Below are 21,229 nucleotides of genomic sequence, written 5' to 3'. Positions count from 1 at the left end.
CGATATCTTGAGTGCTTCTGTAGCCTGCACAGGTGAGTAACCGGTATAACGGTAGGCGTTAAAGTCTATGGATATGAAAGATGTTGCCGTCCTGGCAGCCATTGCAGCGGCGGGGAGTTTGTCAGGTGCGGCCCGCCGCCTCGGTATGACTCCTATGTCCGTTTCACGTCGGCTGGCGGCATTGGAGCGTGAATTGCGGGTTCGGCTGATTCACCGCACAACTCGCTCCGTATCGCTGACGCCTGAAGGCGAGGCGTTTTTACCGTATGCCCAGACCATGCTGGAGGCTGAGGAAGCTGCACGTGCTACGCTTTCTCCTGAGGCCTCTGGTGCTCGCGGTGTGCTGAAGGTCACCGCGCCAGCAGTTTTTGGCCGCACGGTGATTGCGCCTCTATTACCCCAGCTCTTGGCAGAGCATCCTGCCTTGAAGATCGATTTGAATCTGAGTGATAACATTGTCGATATTGTGGGGAGCGGTATCGATGTAGCCATTCGTATTGCACCTTTGCGAGACTCGAACCTGATTGCCCGGCAGCTGGTAGTCAATCCACGTGTGTTGTGCGCCTCCCCGGATTATCTGCGCCTCAATGGTACGCCTGTTAATTCCGGTGAGCTGGCTGATCACGCCTGTCTCCTGTTGAACGGCCTTCAGCACTGGCCTTTCATGGCAGGGCAGCAGGTGCGCTCAATTCGGGTGGAGGGGCGGCTTTCCAGCAGCAGCCTTGAAGGTATTCGTACTGCCTGCCTTCAGGGGTTGGGCCTCGCCCAGCTAACTTATTGGGATGTGCATGGAGAGCTGGCGGCCGGTTCGTTGGTAGAGGTCAGGCTGGATGATGTACAGCCGCAGGCGCTGTCTATCTGGGCGCTACTACCGACTCGGCGCTATATTCCACTGAGGGTAAAGGTTTTCCTGGAACTGCTTGGAAACCGCCTGAACAGGCCTTGAAGTGTGGAGCACGTTATGCGTTTAGCGATGGGGCATAAAAGGAATCCGCGTCAAATAAAGGCCTTTTGATATACCGTTCGTCGGAGTCAAGATTGCGAGATACCGTTTGTCTTATTACTGTTTATTTATACAGTAATAGCAAAGGAGGTCTCACCCATGTTCATGCTTGCCCTTTTACGACGACTCAGCCCTGAAAAACAGGTCGACACTGTCTGTTGGATGGCGCAGGAAGATTATCTTCATCTGGCGCACAGGCTCTCTGGGAGCACACTTCAAACAGCGGCTTGCAAGGATGCTGAAAACGTTGTCGTGCTCAAGGTAGGGCCACATGGACAAGCTCAGTGAAGCAATCGACTCGCTTGATCTGCAAGTCATTCTGTTCCGACCGCAACCATCACTGCTTCGCTATGATCACTTACTCAACGAGACGTTGGATAGGTTACGTGGCGTTCTAGCAAAAGCCCAGCAGGCCAATCACCTGCAATGTAAGCCGTCTAACAAACCAGTTCCCTTTGGTCCTTACAACGGTCTGGTCAAGGCCCATCGGCACATCCCGCGCTTTAAGGCATTTAATTGGGTTTGGCATGCGCGCCTGGCTTTGCTCAGGCTACTGCTCAAGCCGCTGGCCGGAGACAATCTCCAGCTGACCCATGCCCTGCGCAAAGCGGGAGGCATGCCATGAGCAATGTGGTAGCGCTCGAAGGCCTGCTTGACAGTCGTCGGGTCTGGAAGGGTCACGGCGTTCAGGTCAGAACAGGCACTCAGCCAACCGGATATGCGGAGCTGGATGAGCGATTGCCTTTTGGCGGCTGGCCTGAGGCGGCCTTGACCGAGATCCTGCTGCCCTATACCGGAATAGGGGATATCAAGCTACTTTGGCCTACGCTTGCCCGGCTGACGCAAAGCGGTGAGCGAGTTACCTTGATTGCGCCCCCTTATGTGCCTTATCCCCAGGCCTGGATCGCCGCTGGGGTCGATATGGACTTGGTGGGTATCGTCGAAGCCAAGGGGCGAGAAACCTTATGGGCTGCAGAGCAATGCCTTCGCTCGGGCAGTTGTGGTGCGGTACTGTGCTGGCCGGAACGTGCGGATGACAAGGCGCTACGCAGGCTACAAGTGGCGGCCGAGACCGGGCAGACATTGGCATTTGTCTACCGCAGCCTTGAAGAGGCTGCCAATCCATCACCTGCTGCCCTACGGCTTGTGATAGAGCCCAGCCCGCTACAGCTGCGCATCCTCAAGTGCCGTGGCGGTCAACCGAAAGCACTGCCTCTTCCTGCGGCTGCCTGGCGCTAAGGGGACTGCTATGAAATGGGCGTGTATCCTGCTGCCACAGCTGGCGCTGGACGGTGTGCTGCGTCACCGTCCCGAATGTACCGAACCCCTGGTCTTGCTCGGAGGTACGCCACAACGGCGCGTCCTGCGTGCAGTCAATGCCCGTGCCAGGGCGTTGGGGCTGGCGCCAGGGTTGACCCTCGCTGCTGCACAAACCTTATGCCCAGGCTTTGCAACAGCCGAATACAATCTGGACGATATCGAGCGCAACCAGAATCTTCTGGCTGCCTGGGCATATGGCTTCAGTGCCCAGGTGAGTCTGCATTATCCACGAGCGCTTCTGCTTGAAGTTGAATCGAGCATGCCGTTGTTTGGCCCCTGGCCTGCGTTTTCCAAGCGCCTACGTGACGAGTTGGCGGCGCTCGGCTTCAGCCACCGTATTACCCTGGCGCCCAATCCTGTATCCGCGCGCATCATGGCCAATGTCTCGGATGATCTGGTTATCGCGAACGATACGGAGTTGCGGCAAAGGCTCGGCCCCTTGCCACTGGACCGGGCTGGTCTGGATAACGCTCTGGTGCAATCGCTTGGCCGTATGGGGTTCAGACGACTCAGGCAGGTAATGGATCTGCCCAGGGCCGAAATAGCCAGGCGCTTTCCCGCCGGTTTGCTGAACCAACTCGATCTGTTACTGGGTAGAAGGCCATTGGCGCTGGGCTTCTACCGGCCGCCTGATACCTTTGATACGCGGGTAGAGTTTAACTTTGAAGTGGAGTCGAACCAGCAACTTCTATTTCCGTTACGTCGCCTGACGCTGGATCTGGCCATGTACCTGGCCGGGAGGGACAGTGGTGTGCAGCGCTTCATGCTGTATCTGGAGCATCGTGCGCAACCGGATAGCCTGATCACGGTAGGACTCCTGACACCCGAACGGGATGCGGGCCTGTTGCTTGAATATGCCCGTGGGCGGCTGGAAATCCATCAGGTTACGGCGCCCATTCTGGCGTTGCGGCTGGTCGCGGAGCAACTTCCAGCCTTTGTACCGGAGCACCGTAGTTTGTTTGAACCGCGACCGCAGCAGACGCTGTCATGGGAGCAGTTACGCGAACGCCTCAGAACACGCCTTGGTGATTCGGCCGTCTATGCGGTTGGCGGCCAGGGGGATCATCGGCCGGAGGCATCCTGGCGGCAGGATGCCAAATCATGTGATCTACAGATGCTTGCGCAAGGGAAGCGCCCGGCGTGGTTGTTACGTGAGCCTATTCCACTGGGCGAGGCGGCACCCCATATTCTGGCCGGCCCCGAGCGGATCGAGTCTGGCTGGTGGGACGGCAGCGATATACGCCGGGACTATTATCTGGTGGAGCTTCCCAATGGCCGCCTGGCCTGGGCTTATGAGGCAATCGCAAAGCGGCCGGGTTGGTGGTTGCATGGGTGGTTTGCATGAGCACTGGTTATGCGGAGCTGCACTGTTTATCCCATTTCAGTTTTCAGCGAGGCGCCTCCAGTGCCGATGAATTGTTTGAACGGGCCAAACGCCTGGGATATGAGGCGCTGGCCATTACGGATGAGTGCACGCTTGCCGGTATCGTACGCGCTTGGCAAGCCGCACAAGCACATGGCCTACCTCTGATTGTGGGTGCTGAATTCTGTATCAGTGAAGGTCCCAAGGTTGTGCTGCTGGTGGAAGACCTGGGCGGCTACCACCATCTGTGCCGACTGATTACCCGAGCGAGGCGCCGTGCCGAAAAGGGCCGTTATCGTCTACTCAAGGAGGACCTTACCGATCACTGCTCGGGACTTCTAGCGATCTGGCTGCCTGGCACGGACGACAATGCGCAGGGCAGCTGGTTGAGCGAGTGCTTTTCCGGGCGCCTATGGGTAGGTGTCGAGCGACATTATGGTCCGGATGATGCCGAAAGATGGGTAAGGCTTCAGGCGCTAGGCGCCGCCCTGGATTTGCCTCTGGTCGCCTGTGGCGATGTGCATATGCACGCACGAGGGCGACGCGCCTTGCAGGACACCATGACCGCCATCCGGCATCATGTAACGGTCGCCGAAGCTGGGCAGCGGTTGTTCCCCAATGGCGAACGCCACCTGCGTACGCTGGAAACACTGTTTGAGTGCTATCCGGCAGTATTGCTAGCCGAGTCGGTGAAGATTGCCCGGCGCTGTCGGTTCAGGCTTACCGAACTACAGTATCACTATCCTTCGGAGGTGGTGCCCCAGGGGCATACGCCCAGTAGCTGGCTACGCAGGTTGGTAGAGCAGGGCAGTACCTGGCGGTGGCCGGAAGGTACACCGGACACTGTTACGAAACAGCTGGATCGTGAGCTTGAGCTGATCTGCCAGAAGCGGTACGAGAGTTATTTCCTGACCGTGCATGACATCGTCCGCTTTGCACGAGAGCAAGGCATTCTCTGTCAGGGTCGGGGCTCAGCAGCCAACTCGGCGGTATGCTTTGCCCTGGGGATCACCGAGCTTGACCCGACGCGAATCAATTTACTGTTCGAGCGGTTCATTTCCCATGAGCGAAACGAGCCGCCAGACATCGATGTGGACTTCGAGCACGAACGCCGTGAAGAGGTCATCCAGTATGTCTTTCAACGTTACGGGCGCACACGTGCAGCCCTGACGGCGGTGGTCAATACCTACCACGCGGCTGGCGCCGTGCGTGACGTGGCCAAGGCGCTGGGCTTGCCGGCGGATCAGATCAATGCCCTGGCTGAATGCTGCGGTCGCTGGAGCGATCGTATACCGCCTCCGGATCGCCTGCAGGAGGCCGGATTCGACCCGGAGAGCCTGTTGCTCAAGCGAGTGCTCGTCCTGGCCGGTGAGTTGATTGGGTTTCCACGTCATCTCTCGCAGCACCCGGGTGGGTTCGTCATTTCGGAGCAATCACTGGAGACGCTTGTACCCGTAGAAAATGCAGCCATGGCCGAGCGTACCGTTATTCAGTGGGACAAGGACGATCTGGACGCCATGGGGCTGCTAAAAGTAGATATCTTGGCGCTGGGCATGCTTAGCGCGCTACGCCGCTGCTTCGATCTGATTCGGCACTACAAGGGACGTGAACTTACCCTGGCCACCATTCCTCAGGAAGACCGAAAGACCTACGCCATGATCAGTCGTGCAGACACCCTAGGCACTTTTCAGATCGAGTCACGGGCCCAGATGGCCATGCTGCCACGGCTCAAGCCACAAACGTTTTATGATCTGGTCATCGAGGTGGCAATCGTTCGTCCCGGGCCTATCCAGGGTGATATGGTTCATCCCTATCTGCGCCGCCGTAACGGCGAGGAGCCTATCGTTTATCCCTCCCGCCTGAAGCGTGTATTCGAGCGTACCTTGGGGGTTCCGCTGTTTCAGGAGCAGGTCATGGAGCTGGCTATTGTGGCTGCAGACTACACGCCTGGCGAGGCCGACCAGTTGCGCCGCTCCATGGCTGCCTGGAAGCGCCACGGCGGCCTTGAGCCGCATCGGCAAAGACTGACCGAGCGGATGCTTGCCAATGGCTATACCCGGGAATTTGCTGAGCGCATCTTTTTGCAGATTCAGTGCTTTGGCAGTTATGGATTTCCTGAATCCCATGCAGCCAGCTTTGCGTTACTGACGTATGCCAGTTGCTGGTTGAAATGCCATGAGCCGGCCGCTTTTGCCTGTGCCTTGATCAATAGCTGGCCCATGGGGTTTTATAGCCCTGATCAGGTGTTACAGGATGCCCGGCGACACGGTATTGAAACGCGTCCAATCGACGTCTGTCACAGCCATTGGGACTGTAGTCTGGAGCAGGCAGACACCGACCAGCCTGCAATCCGATTAGGCTTGCGAATGATTCGAGGGCTTTCGGAATCAGCCGGACGCGCTATTGAAAAAGCCTGTGCGGTACAGCCGTTTTTGAGTGTGGCCGATCTCTGCCTGCGAGCAGGGCTCGATGCCAGAGCGCGTGAATGTCTGGCAGATGCTGGCGCGCTCAAAAGCCTGGCGGGGCATCGCTATCAGGCCCGCTGGAATATGGCAGCTATCGAGCCGCAGTTGCCTCTCTTCACAGAGGGCGCAGTGGTGAGCGAGGAACACGTCAAATTACCAGAGCCTACTGTGGCAGACGATCTGTATACCGACTACGCCGCTACAGGTACTACGCTGAGGCCACATCCATTAGCACTGCTTAGGGCTGAGCTCAGGACTCGCCGGCTGCTTGATTCGCGCGAACTTGCCGAGCGATATCATGGGCAGCTCTCGCGCATTGCCGGCCTCGTCGTTGGTCGGCAGCGCCCTGGTACTGCCAGTGGCGTCACCTTTGTAACGCTTGAAGATGAGTATGGAATGGTCAATGTGGTCGTATGGCGTGACCTTGCCGAGCGGCAACGACGCGAGCTTCTGCAGTCGAGGCTGCTGCGTATCGATGGTACGGTTGAACGAAAGGAAGGAGTGCTTCATCTCATCGCGGGTCGTCTTACAGACCTGAGCGAGCTGCTTGACGGACTGGATACCCGGAGCCGGGATTTCAAATAGTGAGGTTAACTGCGGGTAAGGTGCGTTGGGTCTGAGCCTATCGTCGCGCTTGCCTAGCTGACCTTGAGCACTGTCGTATTTTTATACGAGAGCCGTCCGCCTAGTTGCAAACCTGGTCTGGCACAACCTTTTTAACCCAATGCGTAAGTGTGAATGCTGATACACGTAAGGGCGTGCCAGAAGCCAATCAAGCAAGGCGTCATAATAGCTATGTTGATAGCACTATGATCTCATAAAGACGCAATGAAACTTAAATTTAATGCTATTGAAATAATAGTGTAATAAAACAACTGAATATTAAGCTTTGCTTACTTATTTATTATAGAAATATAGACAATCTATTTCTTGAAGGTTAAAAGGTAGGCGCAAAAACGAAAAGTCGATTTCTTTAAAGCTTAGAGCATGTGAAATGGATATACGCATAGAAAAAGTACAAGCTGAATCCACATGGGTTGTTTGGCTGAATAATATTCCGGTCAAGTTCTATACGGAATATGAAGCCGATGCTTTTGCTCAGAAGCTTTCGACACGCATTGATGCGCTGCAAGACGTCCGGCTGACCAGGGAAAGTCTGGCCGAGGCAGTGTAAAACGCGGAAGCGGGACTCTGGTTAAGGAGTGCCGCTTTAAACGTGTTGTGCTCACTACCGTCTTACCATGCAAGGAGCAGTTTTCAAAGCAAATGATCAGAGCGGTTTTCAACAAAAAGGGAGGCGTGGGCAAGACCAGTATTGCCTGCAACCTCGCCGCCATCAGCGCAGCTGAGGGCTTTCGCACACTTCTGATTGACCTGGACCCACAGGCCAATTCCACTCATTATCTGACAGGCTTTATAGGCGACGAGATTCCGGCCGGTATTGCCGACTTCTTCAAGCAAACGGTTTCTGATTCCGCCAAGAAAGCCAAGGCTTCTATTCTCGAGACGCCCTTTCATAATCTGAGCATCATAACGGCTTCCCGCGAGCTGGAAGATATTCAGATGAAGCTCGAAGCCAAATATAAGATCCAGAAGCTGGGAAAATACCTCGAGAAGTTGATCGATGATTACGATCGTATCTATCTCGATACACCACCGGCTTTGAATTTCTATAGCGTATCGGCCCTGATTGCAGCCGACCGCTGCCTTATTCCCTTTGATTGCGATACGTTTTCGCTTAATGCGTTACGTGAGCTCTTTCTTGATATTGAAGAGATCAAGGAGGACTTTAGTGATCGTTTGCGTGTGGAAGGTATCGTCGTCAATCAGTTTCAGGCCAATGCCGGTGTTCCCCGAGCGCTGTTAGGTGAACTGGAAAAGACGGACATGCCGATTATCCCGACGTACCTTATGGGGTCGGTCAAGATGAAAGAGTCCCACCAGCAGAGCAAGCCGCTTATCCATCTGGACCCTGGCCACAAGTTGACCCAACAATACAAGGCGTTGTTCGACTGGCTGGAGCGATAGCGGCATATATGATCAAGGCAAGCTGCTCATGCCTGTATCCAAAAGGGTAGGCGCCAAACAGTTTCTTTGTCTGGCGCCTGGCCCGTTTATACATAAGTGAAGAGGCGCTCAGCTGGCAAGCGTGACTTGGGCAGACTCGCGTTGAAGTCCGAATCGGCTCGATAGCCAAGGCTTACCAGAACCAGACTCGTGAAGCCCTGTTCACGAAGGCCGAGCTCTTTATCCAGCTTGCGAGAGTCAAAACCTTCCATGGGGGTGGCGTCGACACCCAGACTGGCAGCACCCAGCAATAGCGTTCCCAAGGCCAGGTAGGTCTGTTTTTCCATCCAATGCTGCAAATCCTTCTGGTCGTAGCGATGCAGACTCACGTAATGACGACGGCTCTTGTTCTGTGTGGCCTTGGCTTCTTCAGACCGGAAGCGACCAGCGATATCTTCCTGCTCCAGGATGGCGCCAAGATGTTCTTCGGTCATATCGGTGCGTGTGCAGAGCACTATGACGTGGGACGCATTGAGCACCTTGGGCTGGTTGTAGGCAAACGTGTCTTGTGTCGAGACGGCTAAGCGAGCCTTGCCTTCGTCAGTTGAGGCAACCACGAAATGCCAGGGCTGTGAGTTTACGGATGAAGGGCTCTGGCGTAGCAAACCAAGCAGTTCTTCAAGCGTGGCGTGCGGTATCTTTCGCGAAGGGTCGAATGCCTTGGTGGTGTACCGCTGACTAAGTAATGTAGATAGATTCATAAGTATCTTCTCTCAGGTCAGGTGAAAGATTGGGCCAGCCAGCGATCAGCCGCTTCCAGAGGCGAAAGCCCTTCCCGGCAGATCCAGTAATCGAGTTCGCTGATTGTGGCGTTTCCCAGCGAGAGCTGAGAAAGCTCATTGAGCAGTGCCGGCGCCAGATGGGCAGCCGTTTCTTCGCGCACAATCAGCGTGGCGTCATCCTGGCCGCCCAGAAGGCCGCGTGGTTCGTGTAGCGCCCGGATGGCGTAGCGGTAATGCAGGAACTGAGGGTGCCAGAGGGGGACGACGATCCATTCGCGACGCTCTACGGCCTGCTCGAATCGCTCGAAACACTGGGCTTGCGTACCGTTGGCGAAGTGATAGCCAACCTGATCAAGACCATACTGCTCGATGATGTCGCGCGAAAAGCGGCTGATACCGGCTCCCGGATTGATGCCCTGTATCAGCAGACTCATATGTGCCGCAACGTCAGGTCGCTTCAGATCATCGATGCTTGCCACCGCCTCGGCAGGCACATAGTCCGGCACGCCCCAGATACAGTACGGCTGATATAGAACGCCCAGGGTACGGGTCTGTTCGGCATAGGGAGCCAGATAGCCCCCATGACTGGCCGGTAGCCAGGCCGATACCAAAAAGTCCACCTCCCCAGCGCCATAGTGCCTGAACATATCTTCATGGGGAGCAGCTACGCTCTCTACGCGATAGCCATGACGCTCAACAATACGTTGTACCACGGCGGCACTGGCAGCATGAAAGCTCAGCCCAATATGACCTATACGAATCGGATTATGCATGATGAGCTCTCCCGTATCAGCGGGTTGGCGCCGGAGCGGCGTTGATCTTCACACGGAACAGGCTGTAAGGCTTGGTACGCAGATCCTTGCCGCCATGAAAGCCAGCCTGGCGATTTAGCTGATTAGCCGTGAAATAGAGATAGCCATCCGGCCCGATGGACAGGGTGTCAGGCCAGATTGCACGAGGATCGTGGACGATGGTCTGCCAAGTGCCGTCGGCAAGCCGTTTGCGAATACCGTTGTGCTCGTAGTCACTGGCATAGACGGCGCCATTGGCATCGGCTTCAAGGCCATCGGAGGCGCCTTTCTCGCCCATATCCAGTACCGCAGCCGATAGCTGTGCTTCAGTCACATGCTCATCCCGTAACAGACGGGTTGGCACTGCATAAAGGTGGCGACTCGAAAGTGGGCTGAAGTAAAGGGTCTGACCGTCCGGCGACAGGGCAATACCATCGGATGCCACACCAAACGGTTTAGCGGTTCCATCTGCGCCGCGTGCCAGCATGGCTTCGCCTTCCACGGTAGGAATAAAACGCTTGTCGGCAGAGGTCGTGACGTCTCCATCAAGACGGCGAGTCGCCTTGCCGGTGGCGATGTCCATGACAATGATGGCGCCCGGCCCGCTGACAGACGAGTCGGTGACATACACTGTACCTTCCTTCCCGGTACGGAAGTCAAAGCGCATGTCATTGACATACGTACTCGGCAGGATGACGTTGGCAGGGAAAACCAGCGTCTTCACAACCTTATTGCTCTTAAGGTCGATCGCGACCAGTTTGGCGCCGCCAGGTTGAGGAGCACTGAACTTCGGCGCAGCAGTATCTAGTACCCACAAGCGTCCTTGTCCGTCTGCCACAACGCTTTGCACGCTGATGAAATGCCTGGCCGGTGCCTTTGGGTCAGGCGTATTGATGGCCTGATCAGGGTAGGGGACTACCTTACCGTCGCGTATTTCGCCAACGCTGAAAGGTGCGTTGTCCCCCCATTGTGGGAAGTTGACAAAGAGGCGGCCTTGCTCGGAAACCGTAACGCCGGTCGGCATGGCGTCGTAGAACGCAAACACAGGTTCCAGCTGGCCAATGGATGTCTCATGTGGCAAGTCCTGTGATGCAGGGGCTGCCGCAAACGACAACGTACTCACGGCGGCAATGGTTGCGGCCAGCAGGGTGGGAATCAAATGCTTCATTGGGTGGCTCCTTGTAAATGAAAATGGGGTGCCTTGGCGACGGCTAAGTTATTCAAAACGGCTTCGGCAAAGGAATGAGTGCCTCCTCGTGTCGCTGTTACGATCCAGCCGGCCACGACAGGTGATTCATTGCTGTATAGGGCGCCGTGTAGTTTGAGGTCAGCGATCACAGCGGGTGTTGGATTGCAGGTGGCACGCTTGCCAACCAGCAGGCCGGCATGGGCCAGTACCAATGCCCCAGTCCCTATGCCGGCAACAGTTTTCTTGATGGCATCGAAGCCTTGCACGCTATCCCATAGCAACTCGTTGTAACCGAGTGGGCAAAGCGTATCGCTGCTACCAAGCACTGCCAGGGCGTCGAATTCGACAGGGTCAATATGTGCCAGAGGAGCTTGGTCATCGCACGAGAACATACAGGTTTCATGACCTGCCTGCCGCCAGAAGGACACGATGTCGAGCATGTCCTTCGGAAGCAGGGATGTTGTCGTGCTGACTGCAGCAATACGTGACATGGGGCTACTCCTTATCAGAGGCTAAAAGCCTTCCAGGACAAGCTTGCCTTTGGCCTTCCCGCTCTCGATAAGGGCGTGGGCACGGCGCAGGTTTTGCGCATTGATCCGGCCGAAATGCTCTCCTAGCGTAGAGCGCAGCACGCCTTGGTCGATAAGCTCCGCTACCCGGTTCAGCAGCTCATGCTGGCGGATCATGTCGGGTGTTTCGAACATCGGGCGGGTAAACATCAACTCCCAGTGCAATGACAGGGATTTGCGCTTCATGGGTACTACGTCCAGCGTATCGGGATCGTCGATTAGCGCGAGGCGCCCTTGTGGGCGAAGCACTTCGATAAGGTGTGGGAAATGGCTATCGGTATGAGTCAGGCTGATAACATGGCTGACCTCCTTGAGACCGATGCGAGCCAGTTCCTCAGTGAGTGGCTGGCTATGGTCAATCACATGGTGCGCGCCAAGCGCTCGGATCCATTCCTGGGTTTCAGGGCGCGAAGCTGTACCGATAACGGTAAGTTGGGTGAGCTGTCGGGCCAGTTGCGTCAGGATTGAGCCGACCCCGCCTGCGGCGCCGACTATCAGAAGACTTTCGCCTTTGCCACCATTCTCCAGAATGCCTAGTCGATCAAAGAGCAATTCCCAGGCGGTTATGGATGTCAGAGGGAGTGCAGCGGCATCGGCCGCGCCTAGCGAGGCGGGCTTGCGGCCTACAATACGCTCATCCACCAGATGAAACTCACTGTTGGTGCCAGGGCGGGTAATCGAGCCGGCATAGTAAACGTCATCACCCGGTTGGAAGAATGTCACCTCTGACCCCACCTCACGTACGACGCCCGCCGCATCCCAGCCAAGCACGCGCGGCGTGTCAGTAGCCGAGCCACCACGGACTTTGGTGTCGACAGGGTTGACCGAAACGGCCTGAACCTCAACCAGAAGATCGCGTGGACCAGGGGTTGGCGTGGGCAGCTCGATATCAACCAGCGAGCGAGAATCATCAATGGACAGGCCGTGCCGGGTATAGGCAATTGCTTTCATGGGGGACTCCGTAAGTGAACATATGAACAGTGGCGTTAACCGTGGAGCCATCATCGCGATTCACGACGGGAGCAAACAGCCATCGAAACGGGCAGGACTTTCACTGGCGCAGTGAAAATGGAGTGAAGTAAGCGGAAAGCAATACTGCATGAGTGCTTTGACGCCGCGCCAGGGATCCCCCCTGGAAAAACAAAGCCCGGTTTTCTTGACGGAGCCGGGGCTGGAAAAAGATGACGTCTGGCGTGTAGCCGCTATGCTCCAACTACACCCAGTTGCTGCAAAAAGGTCAGGTTATCTTCGATGTGCCAGTTCTCCTGGATGCGGCCATTGGCGATGCGGTAGATGTCGGTCGCGATAAAATCAATCGGTTGTCCCTTGCCTTTAATACCCTGGAATTGCCCGCTGAAGTGACCGGTAAAACGCAGATGCGCCACAACCCGATCACCCGCCACGATCATCTGCTCGATCTGACAATCCAGATCCGGTACGGCGGCGCGAAAAGCCTTCGAGGCCGCCAGAGGCCCTTCTACTCCTTGAGCTCTGCCTGGCGGAAGGGTGCGATCCATGAACTGAGGCGCAAGCGCCTCCCGAGCCAACTCTTCGTTACCTGTGGCCCAGAAAGTACCATATCGGCGTGCTGCCTGAACCGATGCATCAGCTTGTGCCGCCGGGTCAACAATCAGCACACGAGGCTCAATCAAGGGGTTGCTAGCAGCCTGAGCCTGAGGGGTAAAGCCAGCAAGCAGTGCGGATAACGCAAATGCCGCTGTAGCGGCCAGGGAAAAACGAGAAGTGTTGGTCATGGAATATCTCCATTCTGAAACCGGATGGGTTTGTGGATGATCAAGGCAGACCATTGGTGATCCAGAAAGGCGGCTCTATTACCGCTTCGAGTGTTGGCAGCGTTGGGCTCTTGTCATGGCATGACGGCTTCGCCTCTGTACACTTCTCGGCTGTGTCGCGGTCTTGCTCGACCTGGGCTTCAGCGGATGTATCTTCACTGAGTAAGCGGCTCATGAGAATTCCTTGAGGTGGTGTCGGGATAACGGGATGGGTCGCTACGTTCGCATCGGGACGTTGCATGCCATGACCGCATCTTCACTGTCGCCAAGCTCCAAAAAAACCCGCAGAATCAAGCAGCACTTTCTCAGGAGGAGTGAAAATGATCCGTTTCGACGATCTGGCCTTGTTTGTTCGCACGGCAGCGCTTGGCAGTTTTTCGGCGGCGGCCAGAGAGGCGGATCTCTTGCCAGGACAGGTCAGTGCTGCAATTCAGCGTCTTGAACGCGAGCTTGATATCCGTCTCTTTGCGCGCTCAACACGCAGCCTCCGGCTGACAGGGGAGGGGGAGCGGTACTTGCCCTATGCCAATGATGTGCTCAGCACACTCAGGGAGGGGCGCGAGCGGCTTCAACCGGAAAGCACCGCGCTGGAGGGCGTCATCCAGGTGGCTGTACCTTCAGACCTGGGACGTAACGTACTCCTGCCACGACTCACGGCATTTCGCCGCGAGCATCCCCGTCTTGCGCTTCGGTTGTTTCTGTCCGATCAGGTGGCGAATGTCTTTCGCGATCCGGTTGATGTGGCCTTGCGCTACGGGATGATGGAGGACGCAAGCTTTATTGCCTTACCACTGGCGCCCGAGAATCGGCGGGTGCTGGCCGCGTCCCCTGCTTACCTCGAGCGGCACGGGCGGCCGGCCTCTCTCAAGGATCTGGCGGAGCACCCTTGCCTGCTTTATATGCTCAATGGTCGGGTGTATGACAATTGGGTCTTTCCCGACGTCAATGGTCGCCGTGAAACCATCGCCGTCAAAGGCCCGCTGATGAGTGATGATGCTGATATCGTTCGCCGGTGGGCACTTGAGGGCGAAGGGATTATCTACAAGTCATGGCTGGATGTCAGTGCAGATGTATTAGCCGGGCGGTTGGAGGTCCTGCTGCCGGAGATTCCCGGCGAGAGCTGTGCGCTGCATATGGTTTGCCCGCACCGCAAGCAATTCTCTCCTGGCGTCAGGCTACTGTATGAGTGGCTCAGGTCGGGATTTGCAGATTTGATCCAGGCCTATTCCGCGCTCGATACGAAACGCATTGCCTGACGCCGGATTTTCCCGAATCGAGTGAAAGTGTTATCGCGTTGTGGTGGTGTTTGTCCACTACGAGCACGCCTACTATCGTTACAGACGCTCCGATACTGCTTTTCAACATTGGGAACGCATCACTCCAACCGATAGCAGGAGAATCACCATGATGTACGACTGGAACACCTATCAGAAGCAACTGGTTAGCACCATTGGCGAAATTGGCAAGCTGAGCCCTGATACGGTGCGCGGTTACTCGCTCTTGAGCGAGGCGGGTAACAAGACCAACCACCTAGATGCCAAGACGCGTGAGTTGATTGCGCTGGCCGTTGCCGTCACCCGTCAATGCGATGGCTGTATCACGGTCCATACCGATGCCGCTATCAAGAAAGGCGCCAGTAAAGAAGAAATTGCCGAAGCGCTGGGCGTAGCGGTAGCAATCAATGCGGGTGCGGCTATGGTGTATTCAGCCCGTGTAATGGATGCGTACGCGGCCAAGACTTCCGTGTAGCGAAAGCGGATCTCCTTACAGTACTCCTGGCCGCTGATCGAATTTTGACGATATCGATTCGCTGCCGGGATGCTTTTGTAAAAGTTACCTTTGAAGATAACTAATAATTCGATACCTCGATTAGGTTACCGTCCGGGTCTCGAAAATAAACCGAGACGATTGCTCCGGTGGCACCGGTACGCCGTACCGGTCCGTCAATCACTGTAACGCCTGTCGAATGCAGATGGGTCACGACATCCTCAATAGGCATACGGGTAATCAGGCAAATGTCGACGGCACCCGGTGCCGGCCTCTCGGCTTTGGGCTCGAGTTCCTTTCCCGCTTCATGCAGGTTGAATTTCTGCTCGCCAAACGCCAAGGCCTTACGTCCTTCGCCAAATGTGATGACGTCCATGCCCAGCACACAAGTATAGAAGTCACAGGTCCGCTCAAGGTTGCGAACGGTCAAAACAAGGTGGTCGATCCTGTCGATCTGCATGGCGTACCTCTTGTGCATCGGACGCTGACAATGGTGCGATTTATAAAGCCTTTGCTGTGGACATGCCCAACAACGGCTTATTCAATAGCTTATTAGTTATAATACCAGCCCATATATATGTGCATACTTGAAAGACACATTTGAGCAAAGTAAACAGGTAACCAAGTTAGCCGCCGTTGCTCATGAGCTCCATGCTGAAAGCATTCAGCTAGAGCGATTTGATGTACCTTGGATATTAAGAAAAAAGTTGCCTTTGGCTACTCAAGAAATACTCCAGCCCTGCCGTTAACCATCGACCCCTTTCTTGGTTTAGCCGGTGCATCATGTTCAATGCTCGCTTGAAAAAGGACTTGCAAGTCCAGGCCGAAGAGCTGACAGCGTTACGTCAGATTGTCAATGGAATGAATGACTCCATGGTTGCCTTGACCCTTGATCCTGAGTTCCGTATTCAGAGTGCCAACAGCAAATTTCTTCAGACGCTGGGCTACTCGGCTGACCAGGTGATAGGACGTCCGATGGCAGATATTGTGCCTCCCTATGTGAAGACGTTGCCATGCTTCCACAACTTTCGTGCAGCCGTTGCCAAAGGGCTCCCGGTCAGTGACGAATATCGCTATATCCGCAAGGATGGCGCGCTCGCTTGGCTAAACATCCATTGGCAACCTGTCCGCGACCAAGAGAATAAGCTTTCCTATATCCAGGGCTTTGGCAAGGAAGTGACCAAAACCATCGAGCTTGCCAAAGAGAATGAACATTTCATCAACGCATTGCTGCGCTCTACGGCAGTCATTGAGTTCAACCTTGACGGTACGGTGATCAAGGCTAACGACTTGTTCCTCAGGACGATGGGGTATTCAGAGCCGCAGATAGCAGGTAAGCACCACCGTATTTTCTGCACACAGCAAGAAGCATCCTCTGCAGAGTATGAGGCGTTCTGGGCCAAGCTGAACCGGGGCGAATTTGTTGCCGGCCGCTTCAGGCGCGTCGATAGCCATGGTGTCGAAGTCTGGCTCGAGGCTACGTACAACCCGGTCTATGACTCACATAACCGGCTTTACAAGGTCGTGAAATTCGCAACGGTCGTTACGGATCAGGTACTTCGGGAGGCCGAGGTGCGCGAAGCGGCCGGAATAGCCTTTGATATCTCCAGGCAAACAGACATCATCGCTCAGCGGGGCGCTGCGGTCGTGAATAATGCCGTCGAAACCATGCAGCAGATTTCGGTTGAAATGCAAGCTGCTGCCGAGGGGATCGAAGCGCTGGACCGTCAGTCACTGCTGATCAACTCCATCGTCCAGACGATTGGTGGCATTGCTGCACAAACCAATCTGCTGGCGCTCAATGCCGCAATCGAAGCCGCTCGTGCCGGCGAGCAGGGGCGAGGCTTTGCCGTGGTCGCTGACGAAGTACGGCAACTGGCAGGGCGTACTAGCTCGGCGACTGAAGAAATTGTAGGCGTCGTGCAGCAGAATCAGAAGATGACCGAAACCGCCGTACGTAGCATGGCCAGTAGCCGTGAACAGGCCGCGCGGGGACTGGATCTGGCTGCACAGGCCGGTACGGCGATCGTCGAGATTCAGGATGGGGCAAAACAGGTCGTGGGAGCAGTCAAACGGTTTGCCAGCGAGCTCTAGTCGGTATAAGTCTGGTGTAGGGCCAAGCTGCTTTATCTATAGCAAAAGGCTTACACAAGCGTGGGAAAAGCAGCGCTATTACTCAGTTAAGTCATGTCCTAATCTACACATATTGGATGGAGCGCAGGACGCGCTCAGTCAGGTCAAGGATGATGACCAAGCCAGGATGGCAGCTTGATACGGATATCGAGCACGGTCAGCAAAAACCCGCTTCGGCGGGTTTTTTGTTGCCTACAAAATAGCCTCGCTTTAGCAGAAAAAGTCTGCCGTAAAGAAGAGTATTCCGTCATGCCGTTACGGTGGTTGATGCTGAGCCTCTGTAAGGTACCGCACCTGTATTGCCTGAGCGTTATAAGCAGCATCATGGATTTGATCGCCTGGTTATCCTGTCCTTTGTCTCCCGGTTGGTCATGCCGGCCGGCTCTCCTCGGCTAGAAGGAGGAGAGCCTTTCAGCCTCTAGACGGAAGAGCGGTGTGTTAAAGAAACGTAAGCTGAGCCGACCGGTTGAGTATCGATCAAGGACAGAGAAGAAGGATTGAATTCAAGGATCAGTGAGGGCTCGGCGTCATCGTCATCTATTCCCTATATCCCATTCATTACGCTCCGGACAAACGTGTTTAGGGTAGGTCTTTGAGCAGTGATACATCCCAAGCACATTCAATAAGAAGATAATCGCTCGGCTCGGGATAAGACATGAAAATAACAAACCTGCGTAGTTGTTTTTCGCTTGCAATAGTGGGTGCTGCTTTATTTAACGTTGATCAGGGCTGGGCTGCCCACTCAACTGACCATAAAGATTCAGCAGACAGTCGTGCCGAAGCTGCTGTCAAGGCGATGACCATCGACGAAAAGATATCGCTCTTGCACACCCAGGTGGGCTTTCCGTTTCCAATCGGCAATACGCCCAAGCCAGACGGAGCTGTCGGTTCGGCAGGCTATGCTCCCGGGGTTCCTCGCCTTGGCATCCCTGCGTTACAGGAAAGTGACGCCAGCATGGGTGTGGCCAATCCTTCAAACATTCGCCCAAACGACAATGCCACGGCCTTGCCTTCCAGCATGATGCTGGCTGCTACGTTTGACCCTGATTTGGCTTACCGAGGTGGCAAGGTTATCGGCACCGAGGCACACGCCAAGGGTATCAATGTCATGTTGGCTGGCGGCGTCAATCTGGTTCGGGAACCCCGCAGTGGTCGTAACTTCGAGAACCTGGGAGAGGATCCTCTACTGGCAGGCATCATGGGAGGCTACTCCATCAAAGGGATACAGAGTAAGCACGTTGTCTCGACGATCAAGCACTATGCCTTGAACGCTCAGGAGACGGGCCGCGTGGCGGTGAGCTCCGATATCAAGGAAGGGGCCGCACGTGAGTCCGATCTCCTGGCCTTCGAGCTGGCTATCGAAAAAGGTCAGCCGGGCTCGGTGATGACTTCCTATAACCAATACAACGGCACCTATACCTCGGAAAATGCCTTTCTCATCAATCAGGTCTTGAAGAGTGACTGGAAGTACAAGGGCTGGGTCATGTCCGACTGGGGCGCTACTGCCAGTACTGAGAAAGCAGCGCTTGCAGGACTGGATCAGGAGTCCGGTGAAAATTTGGACCCAGTCACCTACTTTGGCGAGCCTTTGAAGCAGGCCGTGCAGGAAGGACGTGTATCCCAGGAGCGGCTGGATGACATGGCCATGCGCGTGGTGCGCAGCCTGTTTGCTGTGGGCGCGGTTGATCATCCGCCCAAGCTCGCCGACATAAACTTCAAGGCTCATGCCAAGGTGGCCAAGGCGACGGCAGAGCAGGGTATCGTGCTTCTGAAAAATGACCGTAATCAGTTACCGCTCTCACGTACGTTAAGACGTATCGTTGTGATAGGTAGTCATGCGGATGCCGGTGTTTTATCAGGTGGCGGCTCTGCCCAGGTGACACCCATCGGAAGCCTGGTTCTGCCGGCGGGTTCTGATTATGTCAGCCAGGTTTATCATCCCTCATCACCGTTGAAGGCCATCCAGGCCGAAGCGCCACGCGCCCAGGTGGTCTATGACAGCGGAGAGGATATTCAGCGGGCGGCCAGACTGGCCAAAGGTGCAGATGCCGTTATCGTCTTCGCTCAGCAATGGACAACCGAGGGCGTCGATGTTCCTGATTTAAGCCTGCCAGATAATCAGGATGCTTTGATTGAGGCGGTTGCTAAGGCCAACCCAAGAACAACCGTTGTGCTTGAGACAGGCGGACCCGTAAAGATGCCTTGGCTCAACCGAGTGCCAGCAGTACTGGAGGCCTGGTATTCCGGAGCCAAAGGCGGTGAGGCCATTGCGGGTGTCCTGTTTGGTAGTGTCAACCCATCTGGTCGTTTGCCGGTTACCTTTCTCCAGGATGAAAGCCAACTGCCACGGCCTACCATGCGCGACCCTTCAACTACAACCTCCAGTCCCTTTGTAGTACCTGAGGAGTTTTTCTCAGAGAACTACAACATTGAAGGTGCTGACGTGGGCTACAAATGGTATGAGCGAGAGGGCAAGAAGCCGCTATTTCCGTTCGGCTATGGACTGTCCTATACCCAGTTCAAATACAGTAACCTCAATGCCGAAACACGTGGCAGCAAGCTGGTGCTGAGCATGGACATCACCAACCGTGGGCGGGTTAAGGGTATCGATACGCCGCAGTTCTATATCGAAAACCCATCCAGGAAAAACGGATTCACGAGTCGCCTGGTAGGCTGGGATCGCGTTGAGCTCAAGCCAGGGCATACCAAGCGGGTAAAAGTGACGGTTGATCCGCGTCTGGTTGCCCGGTTCGATGAGCGGCTCAACAGCTGGCATATCCATGCAGGGAGTTACAACGTAAGTGCAGGCGCCAATGCAATGGATCGTCCGCACAAGGTGCGAGTACGGCTCGACGAGCGTTATCTGGCACCCTAAGAGGTAAGCGCCGTAGCCTGTGCTGCGGCGCGCCTGCCAGTTACGGGTAGGCCTGACAATGACATCTGGAGGCCTGCCCTGTTATCTCAATTGCTCGCCGTAACCAGCCGGAACCGGCCTTCCGCCTCATGCTCGATACGCACGTCCGCGTAGTGCGCAAGGCCAGGATGGGCGACATCCAGTGGTGTTTTGTGAGTAGCCGTAATGACCACTACATCGGCGCCAGCAGCCTGCGCCGCCGTAATGCCTGCATGAGTATCTTCAAATATCAGACACTCACTGATATCGACCCCAAGGGCTTTGGCGCCTGCCAGGAAGCAATCAGGGGCGGGCTTGCCATGCTCCACGTCCTCAGACGAAATGATGACGGCAGGCAGCGCCATACCCGCCGCGGCAAGGCGTGCCTCAGCCAGACGACGTGAGGCTGAGGTCACTAGTGCCCAGCGGCCTTCCGGCAGGCTGGCAAGAAAGGCTGCCGCTCCCGCAATTTCCCTTACATCCGAGGTGTCGGCTATCTCGGCCTCGGTAATGGCCCGCGTCTCTGCCTCAATGTCCGCGCCGGGTGGCGCAAAACGGCGAACGGTTTCCACGGCGCGTACGCCATGCATGACGGCAATAAGGTTAGCCGGGTCAAGGCCATGACCCAATGCCCACTGTGTCCAGGCACGCTCAGCGGAGGCGATGCTGGTCAGCAGTGTGCCATCCATATCAAAAAGAAAGGCAGAATAGGGTCGCGTGGGCAATGTCATCCGTAGCTCTCGGGATAAGTGAATGAGTGGCGTACCGCATAGTACCGAACCCGTCCCCGGTGCGTCAGTAGATGTGTTCCGCTCTGCATCGCCGGAGCTGGCCTCTGCTGGTGCTACGTTGCATAGTCCGGTTCATGACGATCCAGCATCTGTTTGATACTGGCAAGGTGCAGACGAGCGCTTTCCAGGTCGCCTTCGCGCATCTGCTCGGCGGTCTTACGTATGATCGCAGGGCCACGCGAGCAAAGAGCTTACCTGCCTGTGCTCATTGCGCGTATCTGTACCTTCGCTAACCGCTCCAGGTAATACAGGCCACCCCAGGCTTCGGTGATGGCGCCCGCTATGCAGTCTTCCTCATGACAACCAGAGCAAGGCCATTGAGCGTCTGCCTCTTCGGTGCGATATGGCCCGCCGGTGCTCCAG

At 55.8% G+C, this 21,229-nt stretch carries 21 protein-coding genes and 1 pseudogene; 13 read left to right on the top strand and 9 right to left on the bottom strand.

Annotation, left to right across the window (positions count from 1 at the left end; all coding sequences use genetic code 11):
* Positions 1-67: 67 nt before the first annotated feature.
* The 7 genes from PLU01S_RS19595 (at position 68) to PLU01S_RS19560 (ending at position 8,179) form a co-directional block, all read left to right on the top strand.
* Positions 68-946 carry a LysR family transcriptional regulator gene (locus PLU01S_RS19595; RefSeq protein ID WP_074829244.1) on the top strand — a complete coding sequence of 293 codons (879 nt, stop codon included), beginning with the start codon at positions 68-70 and terminating at the stop codon, positions 944-946.
* A 328-nt stretch (positions 947-1,274) separates the two neighbouring features.
* The gene (locus tag PLU01S_RS19585; RefSeq protein WP_074829249.1) at positions 1,275-1,628 is read left to right on the top strand and encodes a hypothetical protein; all 354 of its coding nucleotides are present in this window, start codon (positions 1,275-1,277) and stop codon (positions 1,626-1,628) included.
* Positions 1,625-2,242: a translesion DNA synthesis-associated protein ImuA gene (gene imuA, locus PLU01S_RS19580; protein WP_074829255.1), complete on the top strand. Its 618-nt coding sequence runs from the start codon at positions 1,625-1,627 to the stop codon at positions 2,240-2,242. The genes PLU01S_RS19585 and imuA overlap by 4 nt, the downstream gene beginning before the upstream one ends.
* A gap of 10 nt (positions 2,243-2,252) precedes the next feature.
* Positions 2,253-3,668 (top strand): Y-family DNA polymerase, encoded by a 1,416-nt coding sequence (locus PLU01S_RS19575; protein ID WP_074829258.1) that lies wholly within the window; start codon positions 2,253-2,255, stop codon positions 3,666-3,668.
* Positions 3,644-6,736 (top strand): error-prone DNA polymerase, encoded by a 3,093-nt coding sequence (locus PLU01S_RS19570; protein ID WP_216822628.1) that lies wholly within the window; start codon positions 3,644-3,646, stop codon positions 6,734-6,736. The genes PLU01S_RS19575 and PLU01S_RS19570 overlap by 25 nt, the downstream gene beginning before the upstream one ends.
* 409 nt (positions 6,737-7,145) lie before the next feature.
* On the top strand, positions 7,146-7,325 hold the full coding sequence (locus PLU01S_RS19565) for a hypothetical protein (protein ID WP_074829264.1): 180 nt from the start codon (positions 7,146-7,148) through the stop codon (positions 7,323-7,325).
* A gap of 92 nt (positions 7,326-7,417) precedes the next feature.
* A complete protein-coding gene (locus PLU01S_RS19560) occupies positions 7,418-8,179 on the top strand; it encodes a ParA family protein (protein ID WP_010798654.1) in 762 nt (253 codons plus the stop codon).
* Positions 8,180-8,265: 86 nt separating this feature from the next.
* Here the strand turns inward: PLU01S_RS19560 and nfsB are convergent, their stop codons facing one another.
* The 7 genes from nfsB to PLU01S_RS25815 form a co-directional block, all read right to left on the bottom strand.
* The gene (nfsB, locus tag PLU01S_RS19555; RefSeq protein WP_074829268.1) at positions 8,266-8,919 is read right to left on the bottom strand and encodes an oxygen-insensitive NAD(P)H nitroreductase; all 654 of its coding nucleotides are present in this window, start codon (positions 8,917-8,919) and stop codon (positions 8,266-8,268) included.
* A gap of 17 nt (positions 8,920-8,936) precedes the next feature.
* Positions 8,937-9,713, bottom strand: a complete 777-nt coding sequence (locus PLU01S_RS19550) for a glycine betaine ABC transporter substrate-binding protein (protein ID WP_074829271.1) — start codon at positions 9,711-9,713, stop codon at positions 8,937-8,939.
* Between the two features lie 16 nt (positions 9,714-9,729).
* Entirely contained in the window at positions 9,730-10,899 is a 1,170-nt protein-coding gene (locus PLU01S_RS19545; RefSeq protein WP_139208916.1) for an L-dopachrome tautomerase-related protein, read from the bottom strand.
* Entirely contained in the window at positions 10,896-11,411 is a 516-nt protein-coding gene (locus PLU01S_RS19540; RefSeq protein WP_074829273.1) for a DJ-1/PfpI family protein, read from the bottom strand. The genes PLU01S_RS19545 and PLU01S_RS19540 overlap by 4 nt, the downstream gene beginning before the upstream one ends.
* 21 nt (positions 11,412-11,432) lie before the next feature.
* Entirely contained in the window at positions 11,433-12,440 is a 1,008-nt protein-coding gene (locus tag PLU01S_RS19535; protein WP_074829276.1) for a zinc-binding alcohol dehydrogenase family protein, read from the bottom strand.
* Positions 12,441-12,691: 251 nt separating this feature from the next.
* A complete protein-coding gene (locus PLU01S_RS19530) occupies positions 12,692-13,243 on the bottom strand; it encodes an ester cyclase (protein WP_074829278.1) in 552 nt (183 codons plus the stop codon).
* 40 nt (positions 13,244-13,283) lie between these two features.
* Positions 13,284-13,457, bottom strand: coding sequence for a hypothetical protein (locus PLU01S_RS25815; protein ID WP_159435117.1), 174 nt, complete (start codon positions 13,455-13,457; stop codon positions 13,284-13,286).
* Positions 13,458-13,602: 145 nt separating this feature from the next.
* Between PLU01S_RS25815 and PLU01S_RS19525 the strand changes: the two genes are divergently transcribed.
* Positions 13,603-14,538, top strand: a complete 936-nt coding sequence (locus tag PLU01S_RS19525; RefSeq protein WP_074829280.1) for a LysR family transcriptional regulator — start codon at positions 13,603-13,605, stop codon at positions 14,536-14,538.
* Positions 14,539-14,689: 151 nt separating this feature from the next.
* A complete protein-coding gene (locus PLU01S_RS19520) occupies positions 14,690-15,031 on the top strand; it encodes a carboxymuconolactone decarboxylase family protein (RefSeq protein ID WP_026003721.1) in 342 nt (113 codons plus the stop codon).
* Positions 15,032-15,131: 100 nt separating this feature from the next.
* Here PLU01S_RS19520 and PLU01S_RS19515 read toward each other — a convergent pair whose 3' ends face one another.
* A complete protein-coding gene (locus tag PLU01S_RS19515) occupies positions 15,132-15,509 on the bottom strand; it encodes a VOC family protein (protein ID WP_074829283.1) in 378 nt (125 codons plus the stop codon).
* Between the two features lie 323 nt (positions 15,510-15,832).
* On the opposite strand from PLU01S_RS19515, the pseudogene PLU01S_RS26695 reads away from it, so the two are divergent.
* The 3 genes and pseudogenes from PLU01S_RS26695 to PLU01S_RS19505 form a co-directional block, all read left to right on the top strand.
* Positions 15,833-16,594, top strand: a pseudogene (locus PLU01S_RS26695) (PAS domain-containing protein); the annotation flags it as partial.
* Positions 16,574-17,143, top strand: coding sequence for a methyl-accepting chemotaxis protein (locus tag PLU01S_RS26690; RefSeq protein ID WP_376748357.1), 570 nt, complete (start codon positions 16,574-16,576; stop codon positions 17,141-17,143). The pseudogene PLU01S_RS26695 and the gene PLU01S_RS26690, both read left to right, overlap by 21 nt.
* A gap of 694 nt (positions 17,144-17,837) precedes the next feature.
* Entirely contained in the window at positions 17,838-20,057 is a 2,220-nt protein-coding gene (locus tag PLU01S_RS19505) for a beta-glucosidase (protein WP_233432234.1), read from the top strand.
* Positions 20,058-20,143: 86 nt separating this feature from the next.
* Here PLU01S_RS19505 and PLU01S_RS19500 read toward each other — a convergent pair whose 3' ends face one another.
* Positions 20,144-20,806, bottom strand: coding sequence for an HAD-IA family hydrolase (locus tag PLU01S_RS19500; protein WP_074829289.1), 663 nt, complete (start codon positions 20,804-20,806; stop codon positions 20,144-20,146).
* A 22-nt stretch (positions 20,807-20,828) separates the two neighbouring features.
* Here PLU01S_RS19500 and PLU01S_RS26350 point away from each other — a divergent pair, with 22 nt between their 5' ends.
* A complete protein-coding gene (locus tag PLU01S_RS26350; protein ID WP_267888709.1) occupies positions 20,829-20,963 on the top strand; it encodes a hypothetical protein in 135 nt (44 codons plus the stop codon).
* The last annotated feature ends 266 nt before the right edge of the window (positions 20,964-21,229 follow it).

Source organism: Pseudomonas luteola NBRC 103146, assembly GCF_002091675.1.
Lineage (GTDB): Bacteria > Pseudomonadota > Gammaproteobacteria > Pseudomonadales > Pseudomonadaceae > Chryseomonas > Chryseomonas luteola.
This window is presented reverse-complemented; position numbering and strand designations above follow the sequence as displayed.